The sequence below is a fragment of the Desmonostoc vinosum genome (assembly GCF_059505385.1).
This window is the reverse complement of the sequence record NZ_JCACKM010000180.1, coordinates 1-12763: the sequence shown is the minus strand read 5'-3', so window position 1 is coordinate 12763 and position 12763 is coordinate 1. Positions and strand designations below refer to the sequence as shown.

Annotated in this window: 10 protein-coding genes and 1 pseudogene; 6 read left to right on the top strand and 5 right to left on the bottom strand. The window is 40.9% G+C overall.

Going from position 1 to position 12763, the window contains the following annotated elements:
• Nucleotides 1-140 precede the first annotated feature (140 nt).
• The 3 genes and pseudogenes from AC5JMF_RS23315 to AC5JMF_RS23305 all read left to right on the top strand — a co-directional run.
• Nucleotides 141-797 (top strand): annotated as a pseudogene (locus AC5JMF_RS23315) (transposase domain-containing protein); the annotation flags it as partial.
• A 300-nt stretch (nt 798-1097) separates the two neighbouring features.
• Nucleotides 1098-1322, top strand: a complete 225-nt coding sequence (locus AC5JMF_RS23310) for a hypothetical protein (RefSeq protein WP_495798083.1) — start codon at nt 1098-1100, stop codon at nt 1320-1322.
• Complete coding sequence (locus AC5JMF_RS23305) at nt 1316-1684, top strand: hypothetical protein (protein ID WP_495798082.1); 369 nt, start codon at nt 1316-1318, stop codon at nt 1682-1684. Before AC5JMF_RS23310 ends, AC5JMF_RS23305 begins: the two co-directional genes overlap by 7 nt.
• Nucleotides 1685-1914: 230 nt before the next feature.
• Here AC5JMF_RS23305 and AC5JMF_RS23300 read toward each other — a convergent pair whose 3' ends face one another.
• From AC5JMF_RS23300 to AC5JMF_RS23285, 4 genes are all read right to left on the bottom strand, one after another.
• Nucleotides 1915-2064, bottom strand: a complete 150-nt coding sequence (locus AC5JMF_RS23300; protein ID WP_495798081.1) for a hypothetical protein — start codon at nt 2062-2064, stop codon at nt 1915-1917.
• A 146-nt stretch (nt 2065-2210) separates the two neighbouring features.
• Nucleotides 2211-4598 (bottom strand): bifunctional serine/threonine-protein kinase/ABC transporter substrate-binding protein, encoded by a 2388-nt coding sequence (locus AC5JMF_RS23295; protein ID WP_495798080.1) that lies wholly within the window; start codon nt 4596-4598, stop codon nt 2211-2213.
• A 121-nt stretch (nt 4599-4719) separates the two neighbouring features.
• Entirely contained in the window at nt 4720-6024 is a 1305-nt protein-coding gene (locus tag AC5JMF_RS23290) for an MFS transporter (protein ID WP_495798079.1), read from the bottom strand.
• A gap of 65 nt (nt 6025-6089) precedes the next feature.
• Nucleotides 6090-6614, bottom strand: a complete 525-nt coding sequence (locus tag AC5JMF_RS23285; protein ID WP_495798078.1) for a hypothetical protein — start codon at nt 6612-6614, stop codon at nt 6090-6092.
• 549 nt (nt 6615-7163) lie between these two features.
• Here AC5JMF_RS23285 and AC5JMF_RS23280 point away from each other — a divergent pair.
• Both AC5JMF_RS23280 and AC5JMF_RS23275 read left to right on the top strand, forming a co-directional pair.
• Nucleotides 7164-8474: an AAA-like domain-containing protein gene (locus tag AC5JMF_RS23280; RefSeq protein WP_495798077.1), complete on the top strand. Its 1311-nt coding sequence runs from the start codon at nt 7164-7166 to the stop codon at nt 8472-8474.
• Nucleotides 8475-8526: 52 nt separating this feature from the next.
• A complete protein-coding gene (locus AC5JMF_RS23275; protein WP_495798076.1) occupies nt 8527-11280 on the top strand; it encodes an AAA-like domain-containing protein in 2754 nt (917 codons plus the stop codon).
• Between the two features lie 153 nt (nt 11281-11433).
• Here the strand turns inward: AC5JMF_RS23275 and AC5JMF_RS23270 are convergent, their stop codons facing one another.
• Complete coding sequence (locus AC5JMF_RS23270; protein WP_495798075.1) at nt 11434-11997, bottom strand: hypothetical protein; 564 nt, start codon at nt 11995-11997, stop codon at nt 11434-11436.
• A 180-nt stretch (nt 11998-12177) separates the two neighbouring features.
• On the opposite strand from AC5JMF_RS23270, the gene AC5JMF_RS23265 reads away from it, so the two are divergent.
• The gene (locus tag AC5JMF_RS23265) at nt 12178-12474 is read left to right on the top strand and encodes a helix-turn-helix domain-containing protein (protein WP_495798074.1); all 297 of its coding nucleotides are present in this window, start codon (nt 12178-12180) and stop codon (nt 12472-12474) included.
• Nucleotides 12475-12763 lie beyond the last annotated feature (289 nt).

The following is a 12763-nucleotide window of genomic DNA, read 5'->3' as shown; positions in this document are numbered from 1 at the left end:
TCAATGCCTGTAATGATTACAGAGCATAGCTTAGAGCTTTTCTTAGTGCCATTCGGCATTGTTCCCAAGAATGGAAATTAAGTATCGTGCATCTGAGGGATTTTTCGTTGGTGTCTCCTGAGATACAAAATGCTGACTTGCTGAAAGCAATCGAAATGGCTATTCCAGCAACGGCAATTGAACAGGCGATCGCTAAAACTCAAAGTGAAGAAGAACGCAAGCGGTCATTACCAGCACAATTAGTGGTAAGCCTTGTAATCGCTATGAGTTTGTGGTCGAAAGACTCAATGCGGGATGTACTGAAGAACTTGATTGATGGTCTCTCCGAGGCATGGATTAAGGTTGGGAAATACTGGCGAGTACCTTGTAAGTCAGCTATCACACAAGCTCGGCAGCGAATAGGCGCAAGAGTGATGAGCCAATTATTTCATCAGTTAATACGACCAATGGCGACACAACAGACATTAGGAGCATTTATAAATGGGCTAAGAATTGTAGTCATTGATGGCACCTGTTTTGATGTCCCAGACAGCGAAGAAAATGCAAGAGTTTTTGGTCGTCCGAGCAGTCGTCCTGGAACAATTGCAGCATTTCCAAAAGTAAGATTAGTCATCTTAGATGAATTAAAAATACATCTCTTGGGGCGAAAAACCCATGTTCGTTCCCAAAAGCCACGAGAAGTTGTACAAGAAGTGTATGGTTGGTTGTTGGGGCATTGGTCAGTCAGAGTGTTGATGTTTCAAGCTGCAACTAGTGCTTCTGTTCCTCCTTTGCGTCTAAGTTTTACAGGAACATTACCTCATATCTTGCACCTCTCTGGATAAACCACAGGTTAGTGAAAAAGAGCGTAAAACTATGACAAGGGAACAATAAACTAGTCTACGTAAGCAATAGATAATTATTTAACAAATTTGTCTAGTGAATATTCTTAAAAAACATCTGAATCTTCAGTTTTCATGAAAATGATAATTGTATAGGTAGGTAGTGGCAGTTCCCATTGGAAGCCAGCACCATAAAAGGCTTCATGGTGTGGGAACAGTTGCCAATGGCAACCGTTCCCACACCCTATTTGATTATCATTATCGCTGAATTACCACGTGATTGCTGGTATAGCTTGCACCCGTAAATTAACAGATGGACGCTGTGTTGCTCGACTACATAAGCGAGGACAACAGCTGTACCTTCACGGGTTGAAATTTCCTGTTTCTGTATCCTGGTACTATTTTAAACGTGATGATGGCAAGTATGAAAAACGATTTGTCGTCTCTACCAAGGTTCTCAAAGCTAGCACCATTTCTTGGTGGGGTAAACGACGATGGTGAGCCAGTGCGTTGGGCGGGTTCCCCGACTTGAAGCAACTGGCGAACCCGAAGGGCAGATAGAGGGTTGGTTTAAGACTGCCAAACACCGTTTCGGCTTGCACCGTTTTGGACAAGGAACACTTTTAGGCGTTTACCGTTGGTTGATACTGTCTCTTATCTCCTATATCTTGGCGCATTGGGCTTACTTATCAACAACGAGCGCAGCTACAAGTTTACCTGATTGGGGACAAGCCGCAGAAATTGCGTTCCAAACTATATTTCCACAATTAGTGCTGTTACTTCTTTTACAAAACATTGAACGTCTGAGAGACTTGGCACTTAGTCATGGAATTGACATTCAAGTTTTCAGGTGCAAGATATGAGTTACGGGTCATTCGTCGTGCCATTCCTAAATTTCAACATTTGCAATCAGAAGAATTCCCCCTTTTTTCGATTGGTTAACCGTAGAGATTCTGGATACTTTATTACCCGAACGAATTCACCGTATTAATCCCAGAGTTGTGAAAAAACCTGTATCAAAGTTTCGTTCTAAAAAACTAAAACACAGAGGTACTGGAAAACGAGTAGAAGCTCCGAAATTTCATATCACTAATCAGCTTCTTAGCCTTAACTGAACCGTATTGGAATATATTCGAGTAATGCGATCGCTCAAGGACTGCATCTGTTCACACTCGGCAGGTAGATAGTCAAATGACTTCAGATACTGCACCCCAACCGTGTACTCGCCATCCCAGGTTCTCACAGTGCAACTAAACTCGTTTACCTGATTGATAATCGCGCAACACCCACCTTTGCCTCTGAGTTCGGGGTTGTCTTTGGTAATTTGTTGGGATCGGCAATAACAGGCTCAACTAGCATTGCTGATTGCTAGTTAGGCCCGTTATCTTGTTAGATATCACACCTTATACTATCAACTGGATTATTAGAATACTCAATAGGTACAAATGTATACCCATAAGACGAACACCTAGATGGTACAATTTTGACCAAGTGATTAGTAGACTGCTTGCGATCGCCATTTACAAAAGAAATCTGTCCCGAAGCTCCAGTAAATTGAAGGTCAGCTAATGTCTTTTGTAAGAGAGTGCGGTCAGGTTTGTCTAGTTTTTTTAAAGCATTTATCAAAGCAAGAGTCGCGTCATAGGACATTGCTGTAGGTGCGTTCACCTGCTGCGTCCCCCATAAATCCCTGGCTGTTTGGAGAAAAATAGAATTAGGATTGGTCAAGCGATGCCAGGGAACATCCACCACTAAGCGACCTTCTGCAACGGATAGTCCCTTTTGTAAAATCTGAGTATCGTAAAGTACCCATCCTCCTACCATTAAAACAGACTCTTGCTGATTGGCATCAATTAGGCTTAAGGTATTTTTGAAAGAGAAAGGGTTAACCTGACCATCTGGAAACAGGACAAGCACTGTGGCTCCTTTTTGTTTTGCTTGTTCTATAGCGTTATGGGATACGAAACTGTGGTTAGACAAATTAAATTCCGCATTTGTTAGCTCTATTACCTTTCCTCCTTTATTTTGGAAACTACTGCGGAAATCCTTCTGCATAGAGTCGCTATAAAGACTTTCGGGAGTGTAAAAAATTGCTGCTGTTGGGTGGTTAGGGATTTGTTTAAGCAGATAGTCAGCTAAAGCCTCTGCACTCACGCTAGCATTAGGTACAGTGCGAAAGAAAAAGTCATTTGGAGTAACTTTTTCTCGAATCTGGTCTACAGTGCTACCAGGAGAAATCAATACTAAATGATTCTGCTGATAAACAGGCAAAGCTTCTACAGTTAATTCACTTGCATAGTAAGCTACAACGCTTAGAATATCTCGCTGTGACACAAGATTCTCAGCTATTTGTCGGGCTTGCTTAGAGTTATTAGCATCATTAGCAATTAGTACTCTAAGACCTCTGCCATTAATTTTTCTCCCTTTGTTAATCTCATTTTGGGCTTGTGCAACTCCCCGCAGAATTGCCTCAGCTATCAATTGGTTATTAACAATAGGAACTGATACAGCAATTGTGTAAGTCTTTGTATTTTCAGCTGCTAGTTGAGCATTATTTAGGTAAATTAATGTCTCTGGGTCATTTTTTCGCTTTTTATATGCTGCTTCAAACAAAGGAATTGCTTTTTTATAATCCTTGTGTGCCAGGGCATTAACTCCTTGTTGTTTTTCTGGGATGGCTGAGTCTAGTGGAAATAATGTTTCTTCTCCACAACTTAAATAATCCTCAAACTTTAAAGGACAGGTTGGCGGCGATGCAAATATTGGGATCACTATCGTCATGAAAGCTGCAATGAACACTAGTGCAACAAATACAAGCCTTTTATGTAAAGACCTCAGAGACCTTACAATTTCAAGTCTTCGCCTAACCCAAGTCGGATTAGCAGCAAGGGTCAGGTTGTTTTGCAAAGATTGTGTTTGAAGAGGTAGGGTTAGATTATTTTGCAAAGGTCGTAATTGTGGTTGTAGCGCTACTATGCAAGAAAGTTCTTGCAAAACTTCTACTGCTGATTTGTAACGCTCGTCAGCATTACAACGCACCATTTTATTCAAGATATCCACTAGTCTATTACTGACCTGTGTTCTATGATACCAGATAACTTTCCCGTTGAGGTCTTTTGAAAGACAATAAGGTATTACACCTGTTAGAGCTTGAATTGCAACCATTCCAACTGCATAGATATCACTGCTTAATTTTGGCTCTCCTTGCTTTTGTTCCTCCGGCATATAACCTGGGGTTCCAACTTGCACTGTTAAAGACTGAACCTGAGAAGAGTGAATTTGAGTGCTAACTGTTTTAACAGAACCAAAATCAATCAAGACAATTTTGTTATCCTGTTTGCGTCTGATTATGTTTGAGGGTTTTATGTCTCGGTGAATCTTATTATTGTCATGGACAAACGCCAAGACTTCTAAAATATCTTGTAAAAGTTGAATAACAACTGCCTCACTCAACTGCTTATCTGGTTTAATTTCATGGTCTAAGTCATGACCATCAATGAATTCTTGAACAAGATAAAATTCTTGGTTTTCCTCAAAATCAGCTAAGAGTTGGGGAATTTGCTCGTGTCTACCCAATTTATATAGGGCTTTCGCTTCTTCAGCAAATAAACGTCTTGCTATCTGCAACCTAAATGGGTCGTCAGTCCCAAGTACAAGTTTCTTAACAACACAAATTTGCTCTTGGCAATGTCTGTCTTTGGCTAAGTAAGTTTCTCCAAAACCTCCTTTCCCCAAAAGACAAATGATTTGATAACGTCCGCCTAAAATCTGTCTCATCTAGAAATCTCCGGGAGATTAGAAACCCAGTAGCTTTAGCTCTGGGAGGAAAATCGACTCGGCTATTGAAATAGCCGTCAAATCTGTGGCTAAAGCCCCGTCGATTTATCGCGGGGTATGCTTACGACTTAATAGCTTTTGTTTCAATTACCCAAGGCATACAAAACAGACCAATCAGCGGTACAACAGCTAGCCAAAGCTGTAATTCTAAAGCACTGTGGAGAACATTAGAGCCGCTTGAGGCGATCGCACCTACTAGAAATGGGCCACCTGCTGCTATCACTCGCCCGACGTTGTAACAGAAACCAGCACCTGTTGCTCGCAACCTAGTAGGAAAAAGCTCTGGTAGGTAGTAGGTGAAACTGCCAAATACACCAAAAACAGTTAACCCAATCGGGAAGTACAAGTAAAGACGAGTATAGGGCGACCAATTCAGTCCGAAAGTGACTATCAAGGCAAGACCTGACAGTAAAAAGTAAAGAAAAAGCATTTTTCTGCGTCCCCAGTATTTAGCTAGGGGAACTGTCAGTAGAGTGCCGATTAGTCCTCCCAAATTAAAGCTGTTGGATGCAATAGTTTTCCATTGCTCGATAAGTGCTTGTGTTGCCACCTTATCTAAATCTTGAGCAAGAGCTGCCGTTTGCGCTAAACCAGCCGAAATTACTGGAATAAAACCATTACAAGTCCACCAAGTCAGTAAGGCTACTGTTGCTGTCAGAAAGCCACACCGAGTTAGGGGAAAATTTTTGTGATTGAATAGTTCTTGGATACTGGGTGCAGGCGTATTCCTAGCTTCTTTTCGCCACGATTCTGGCTCTTTGACGAAGTAACGCAACAAAAAGGCAACTACACCGGGAAGTAAGCCAAATAAAAAGACAAAGCGCCAAGAAACTTCGGGGTTGTTCTTGAACAAGACTCCTGCAACTAGTAGATTCACTAGTGTTGCTAAAGTTAGACCAACTGGAGCGGATGTGTAAAGAAGCGCTCCAGCTTCTACCCGCGATCGCTCTGGCATCACCTCAGCTACAAGTGACGCTCCTGCTGCCCACTCTCCTCCAAGTCCTAAACTGGCAATAACTCTCGAAAGAATTAAGATTGCTATATTAGGTGCAACAGCACAAGTAGCTGTACCAAGGGAAAAACAGAGTATGGTCAGCATCATCGTCTTACTACGACCAATGCGATCGGCAAGCATACCAAAAAGAATGCCTCCTGCTGCCCAGCCTAATAATAATATTGAAGTCAATAATCCAGTCCAAAAAAGGGTAGCAGCTTTAGCCTCAAAAGAACCAATTGGTAAACCTAACAGAGTTGGTACACAGTTTGGTGCTACGTAACTAAATAGCAAACTATCAAATAAATCGAAGCCCCAACCAAGCCACGCAGCAAAAAAAACTGTCCATTGATAACGAGTAAGGGAAAGCATATTTCTAGTCCAATTTAATTAGTTAATAAACGCTGATTACGAATGTTCTAGTTAAACGTTCAGAATCAGAGCGTTTCTAAATTTACAGGTGAACACTGCTTAAGATAATCGCAAGTAAAAACTTCTTTTGAGCCATCTGGATTGATTCGGAATAAAAAATTATCAGGACTATAAGTAGGATGTGAAATAGTAGTTCCACCATAGACGGGATGAGAACCTAACAAGATTAATCCTTCGGCAGAAGAACGAAGTTGCATAGTTTGGTCTACAATTTCAGTTCGATCTACATTAGGGCTGAAAAAACGAGTCCTCATGGTTCCGGAGTTGCCTTGCATTTTCAGAAAACTCTCATAAACAATGCCATCAACGCTATAACGTAGTTTCCAAGCTCCATAAATGGGAGTCTTAGCATCTATTAGTTGTGGAGTATTTTGAGCAATGGTAAATGATAAATTTTGAGAACCTGTTGTGGATGGGGTTGTTGATAGAGATTTAGCTGAAGTTGGCTTTATACTAGAAAATCCTATTGTTAGTCCAAAAAAGACTGTGGTTGTAGTCATGCAAGCTAGGTTTTTTAACGTTAGCGTCATAGTTTTCATTGATGTTTTATTGAGTATGTAACTAAGGACTAGGAACTGGCACAAGAGGCATAAGGAATTCAGACTCCTCACCAAAGCGCAAAGTGCATTTTATACCTTGTATTTAATCTCAGCGCGGCGTTCACAAGCGCAACCATTGAGTGTTGCCTGATATAAAACCCCAATGCTATACGCGGACTCGCTACTGCTGTACTATTGTGACTATCTGCTAAAAGTATCAAAACTGAATTCTCACTGTTTAAGCACCTCTGCATAATCAAAATATCTAGAAAGGTAATATTCTGAAAGGGGCAAATCACCGCAGATAACCGGGCAAACGCATCTAAAGTATAAAAATCCTTTAATAGCAAGGGTTTCGGCTTTTTTTGATTGAGCCAATTTTTTCGTCAATATCCTTATCCAGCAAGGGGTTCAGAAATACCGTGCGTTTGCCCCGCCGCAGATAAGTGCAGATATGTTATCTGCACTTATTTACACTTGAGAACGATCTCTCAAAGTAGCTATAGTATTATTATCCGTAAGTCTACTGAGCCGCCACTTATGAATCAGAATCGCAGATATCGTGGTGTTAAAGCTACTAAAGAAGGAATAGAAATAATTGAATCTCAGAGAATTAATAATGGTTGGTCTCGTCAAGCTCTTGCGGATAAAGCAGAGGTAAGTCTTGATACATATGAGCGGTTTCTTAAAGATAAGGTTGATAAAAACACTATCGAAAGTATTGTTAAGGTGTTTAAATTGCAACCAATAGATATTGTTGCTTACGACGAGTGGCATGGAATACGCAAATCTAAACTAGATGAATTAGCACCAAAAGCAGAACTGAATGAGAGTTCAGTTCCTTTAACTTTTACCTGTTATGTAGAGCGCCCACCCGTTGAGTCTCGCTGTTACGAGGCTATACAACAGTTAGGAGCGCTCATCCGCATCAAAGCACCTCAGCAGATGGGTAAAACTTTACTTCTCGATCGGATTCTCATTGAAGCAAGAAAGCAGAACTATAAAACTGTAACATTGAGTTTTGAGCTACCGGATAGTACAGTATTTAAAGATATATGTAAATTTTCTCAATGGTTTTGTGTAAGCGTAGGTAGGCTACTAGGGCTGCCTAACGAGTTGAATAATCGTTGGGACGACATTTTTGGCTGTAACGATAACACCACAGCTTACTTCGAGGAGTATCTGTTAGTAGAATGCACTTCTCCTTTGGTACTTGCTTTGGATAAAGTGGATCGAGTTTTTGAACACTCTGCTATTGCCAATGATTTTTGTTGCTTGTTACGAGGTTGGCATGACATGGCGAGGAGGAGCGATGACCGAGGTGCGATTTGGAAAAATCTTCGGTTGATATTGGTACATTCTACAGATGTTTATCGCTCACTAAATATCCTCTCCTCACCTCTTGCTGGCGTAGGAGAGACTATTTTTTTACCAGAATTTAACCAAGAGCAAGTGCAGGATTTAGTACAGCAAAATGGACTTGATTGGTTAAGCAACTATGACGTTGAGCAACTGATGGCTATCGTAGGAGGACATCCTTATTTAGTACAGATAGCTTTTGATTATCTTAAAAGTCAGGAAAACACGCTCTTGAACCTTTTGCAAATGGCTGACACAGAAGCAAGTCCATTTGGTAATTACTTGCGAAAACAGTTGGGGGATGTACAACAATATCCAGAACTAGCAGCAGCTTTACACCAAGTAATGACGACAAACAACCCTGTGACACTAGAATCTGCTGAGGCATTTAAATTAAACAGGATGGGTTTGGTACAAATGCAAGGTAATGATTGCAGTCCGAGATGCAATTTGTATCGTCAGTATTTTTCGGTTCGTCTGACAGCAACATAGGAAAATCGCTTTCAAATCGATGGTTGAACACAGCAGTTAACTAGGTTGATCTATGGTTTACGAATATATATTTAGTGGTACTTTACCAGAAGATGCACCCACTTATGTAAGGCGGCAGGCAGATGATGAACTCTATGAAGGTCTAAAAGCTGGAAAGTTTTGTTATGTCTTCAACTCCCGTAAGACTGGGAAATCTAGTCTGCGAGTTCAAGTAATGCGTCGGCTAAAACTAGCAGAATTTGCTTGTACTGTCATTGACCTTTCAATGGGTGGTGTTGAGCAAGTAACTATTGAACGGTGGTATACTGGAATCGCTAATCGTCTAACAAAAGACTTTAGTTTAGAAATCAATTTCAGAAATTGGTGGCGCGAACGTGAGTGGTTGTCTCCTTTGGAGAGATTGAGAGAATTTATTGAATCGGTGATGCTGGCGCAAATCGCCCAAAATATTGTTATTTTTATTGATGAAATTGAGAGTGTTCTCGGTTTAAATTTTCCGAGTGATGACTTTTTTGCCTTTATTCGCGCCTGTTATAATCAGCGAGTGGACAATCCAGAATACAATCGCCTCACGTTTTGTCTATTAGGGGTGGCAACGCCATCAGATTTAATTGCTGATAAACGGCGGACACCATTTAATATTGGTCAAGCAATTAATTTGACTGGATTTAAGTTAGAGGAAGCCAAATTATCTTTGATTCAGGGGTTAGAAAAGTTGGCAGACAATCCCGAATTTATTTTAAAAGAGGTATTGGAGTGGACGGGAGGACAACCATTTCTTACCCAAAAGTTATGCCAATTAATAGTTAGTTCTCAATCCCCTATTCCTGCTCTGAGTGAGGCAGAGTGGGTAAAAATGTTCGTAGAACGCCAAATTATCGATAACTGGGAATCTCAGGATGAACCAGAGCATTTGAGGACGATTCGTGATCGCATTTTTAAGAGCAAACAGCGTACAAGTCAACTACTAAGTTTATATCAGCGAATTTTACAACATGGTGAAATAGAAGCAGATGACAGCCCAGAACAAATAGAGCTAAGACTGTCAGGTTTGGTGGTAAAGCAGCAAGGCAAATTGATAGTTAACAACTCCATCTATAAGTCTGTTTTTAATCAAAGCTGGGTTGAAAAAGCATTATCAACTCTGCGACCCTATGCGGAAGCACTAGAAGCATGGGTAAATTCTAACTATCAAGACGAATCCCGGCTGCTGCGACGGCAAGCATTGCAAGATGCCCAGACATGGGCAGCTGGTAAAAGATTGAGCGATCAAGATTATCAATTCTTAGCTGCTAGCCGAGAGTTGGAAAATAGAGAACTTCAAATCGCTTTTGAGGCAGAAAGAAAAGCTTTAGAGGCAGAAAGAAAGGAAAGAAAGGCTTTAGAGGTACAAACACAAGCAAACCAAATCTTAGCTGAAGCCCAGGATAAACTTAAGCGGCAGAGGAATATTGGATTCTCGATTAGTGCCATATTATTGGTTGGCTTAACAACTGCGTGTGTAGTATTCCTGCAAAATCAGGTAAGTAATAATATAGCGTTACTAAAACGGATTAGCTTAGGGGACAAAATTTTAGTAGAATCAAACACAAACCCTAATAAGAAAGCAGGGGTGAAAGCGTTTGCTTCTAGAAAATTTAACGAAGCCACTAAGAACTTTAAAATATCACTTAAATCTAATCACAATGATCCAGAAACTTTAATTTACCTAAATAATGCCGAAGCTAATGGTGGCAATACTCTCAAAATTGCTGTCAGTGTGCCAATTGGTAGCAACCCGAATGTGGCACAAGAAATTCTGCGCGGTGTAGCTCAGGCTCAAAATGAGACAAATAGCAAAGGTGGAATTAAGGGGAAGCTTTTACAGGTCGAGATTGCTAATGATGATAACGATCCTAAAATTGCCATACAACTTGCCAACAAGTTTGTCAAAGATTCTAAGATTTTGGCAGTGGTCGGTCATAACGCCAGTGATGTTTCGATTGCCGCCGCTAAAGTGTATCAGGATAAGTTGGTAATGATCTCGCCAACCAGCTTTTCTAAAAGTCTAACTGAAAGCAGCAATAGTAAACTTAGCCAAAATTACATATTTCGTACTGTTCCTAGTATTAATTCTACAGCACGCGCACTCTCTACATATATTGTTAAAAAAGCTCACAAGACCAAGATTGCTATTTGTGATGATCCAGATGCTATTGATAATGAAGCGTTTAGAAATGAATTCGTCGAAGATGCTCCTAATGTCAATCTTATTTATGTATCCTGTAATTTGGCTGACCCTAACTTAAACGCCAGTAAGGTAATTGATAATGCTATTAAAGCTGGGGCAGATAGCTTACTAATAGCTCCCTATGTAGATAGAATTGATAGATCTGTAATTGTAGCAAATGCTAATAAAGGACGGTTAGCGCTTTTTGGCAGCCCAACATTATATACATATGAAACGGTACTTTCTGGGAAAGTTTTTAATAACTTAGTCATCCCTGTATTTTGGCATCCTGATTCAATTTCAGATCGTACCTTTCCTGACAATGCTAGGAAACTTTGGGGTGGAAATGTAAACTGGCGCACCGCAATGGCGTATGATGCCACAATATCGATTATTGAAGGCTTGAAAGGTAGCCCAACTCGTGAAGGGTTGCAGAAGAAGTTATCGAGTCCTCGTTTTTCAATTAATGGAGCAACGCGAAAGATTAAGTTTCAGCAATGGGGTGATCGCAAAGATGGGAAAGCATTTTTAGTCAAGGTTAGACAAGATAACACATCTCCTAGTGGGTATAACTTCACACCATTAAATCCTAACTAATGTTGATAATTGTTTTCCTGTTCCCTGCCCTCTGTTCCCGCAGATGAATTTAATTTTGCCCAATTACTTACTTGCGTTAACTGCTGCTTGTCCTTAGTTACGCAGCTATACCGTAGCTGCTAGAGGTTGGTATAGTCCTGTGTAGATATAACCTCAAAATCCTGATTTCATTCCCTCCAACACCTGCAATACCTCCCTCACTGCCGCTTTCCCCCGCTCCATCTCCTGAACGCGCTTCAGCAGCCGCTTGGGGATGTACTTCGAGGATTTGACTAAGCGATCGCCCTCGTTCCAAAACTCGTAGTGATAGTACGCCTGCGGATAATCCTTGCCGTTTCTGGTAATCGTTCGCCAATAAATGCTACCGCTCCCTTCCCCCTTGTTTCGCCGCGTTTTACTAGGGGATATGTTATTACTAGGGTTTATCTCTGGGGCTTCATTACTAGGGTTTATTTCGTTATCCCCTAGTAAATTACTAGGGCTGACCTCAACCCCCAACAGCTGTAGTATCTCTACAACTGGGCGTTTAGCTGCGTTAGCTTCTTGAATATCCCCTAGTAACTTTTTGGGAATGTACTTGGTCTTCTTCTGCCCGTTCTCCTGCCAGTGATAGTAAGCCTGGGGGTAATCTTTGCCGTTCCTGGTAATGGTGCGCCAATAAATAGAGCCGTTCCCCTTGCCCTTACGTCGGCGGTTTTTACTAGGGCTTTTATTCATCTCCCCTAGTAAAACACTGCCGAATTACAACCAAGAACAGAACCATTATTAAATACTGTCTGCCAAATCTTAGAGTTCATATTCTCACAGCTTTTGATGAACTTTAAACTCATAGTAGTCACCAAGCTGTTTAGTCAACTGGGAGATTACAATGTGAGTAAGAATGATAAGAGTAAACTGATGATTTCTCTCGATTCTGTTGACAGACTTAAATGGAGTACTGAACTGGGAAAACGCTTACAATCATTACGTGGTGACGTTCCCATGCGAACCCTTGCTGACAAAGTTAATAACAATGGAGTCACTTGCACCTACCAGTACATTCATAAACTGGAATCAGGCAAGGCAGAAGCTGTTTCCACTGATTTAATTGTAGCTATCTGCAATGCGCTTGATGCTGATTTTAAGCAACTGTTTCCGGCTGTATACATTGACCCATCTGAACTTTTGGCTATTTTGCAAAAAAATGTCGCCTAAGAGTTGATTTGTCTACTGAGAGTTGATAAAATAGAGATATCAAAAGACGACCGCCCCCGTCTGGACAACGAAGCGATCGCCCTTTGTAAAACCTAACCCTCGTAGAGGCAGGATCTATTATTATGACTCATAACATTTACAGCCAACAACAGCTCAGGACTTACGCAACTGGCACAGGCGATTCCTCAGTTTTTTGTCGAACTCTTGCTTTTTGAAGAGCTTCATAATCGGATTGGATACTGTTGGCGAAAGTGTTACAAACGCATAAACAAAAGTGTTACAACTAAAA

Excerpts from the sequence above, each read along its gene's own strand:
- AC5JMF_RS23275 (WP_495798076.1), top strand. The coding sequence starts at position 8,527 with ATGGTTTACGAATATATATTTAGTGGTACTTTACCAGAAGATGCACCC.
- AC5JMF_RS23280 (WP_495798077.1), top strand. The coding sequence starts at position 7,164 with ATGAATCAGAATCGCAGATATCGTGGTGTTAAAGCTACTAAAGAAGGA.
- AC5JMF_RS23290 (WP_495798079.1), bottom strand. The coding sequence starts at position 6,024 with ATGCTTTCCCTTACTCGTTATCAATGGACAGTTTTTTTTGCTGCGTGG.
- AC5JMF_RS23295 (WP_495798080.1), bottom strand. The coding sequence starts at position 4,598 with ATGAGACAGATTTTAGGCGGACGTTATCAAATCATTTGTCTTTTGGGG.
- AC5JMF_RS23305 (WP_495798082.1), top strand. The coding sequence starts at position 1,316 with ATGGTGAGCCAGTGCGTTGGGCGGGTTCCCCGACTTGAAGCAACTGGC.
- AC5JMF_RS23265 (WP_495798074.1), top strand. The coding sequence starts at position 12,178 with ATGATTTCTCTCGATTCTGTTGACAGACTTAAATGGAGTACTGAACTG.
- AC5JMF_RS23270 (WP_495798075.1), bottom strand. The coding sequence starts at position 11,997 with ATGAATAAAAGCCCTAGTAAAAACCGCCGACGTAAGGGCAAGGGGAAC.
- AC5JMF_RS23285 (WP_495798078.1), bottom strand. The coding sequence starts at position 6,614 with ATGACGCTAACGTTAAAAAACCTAGCTTGCATGACTACAACCACAGTC.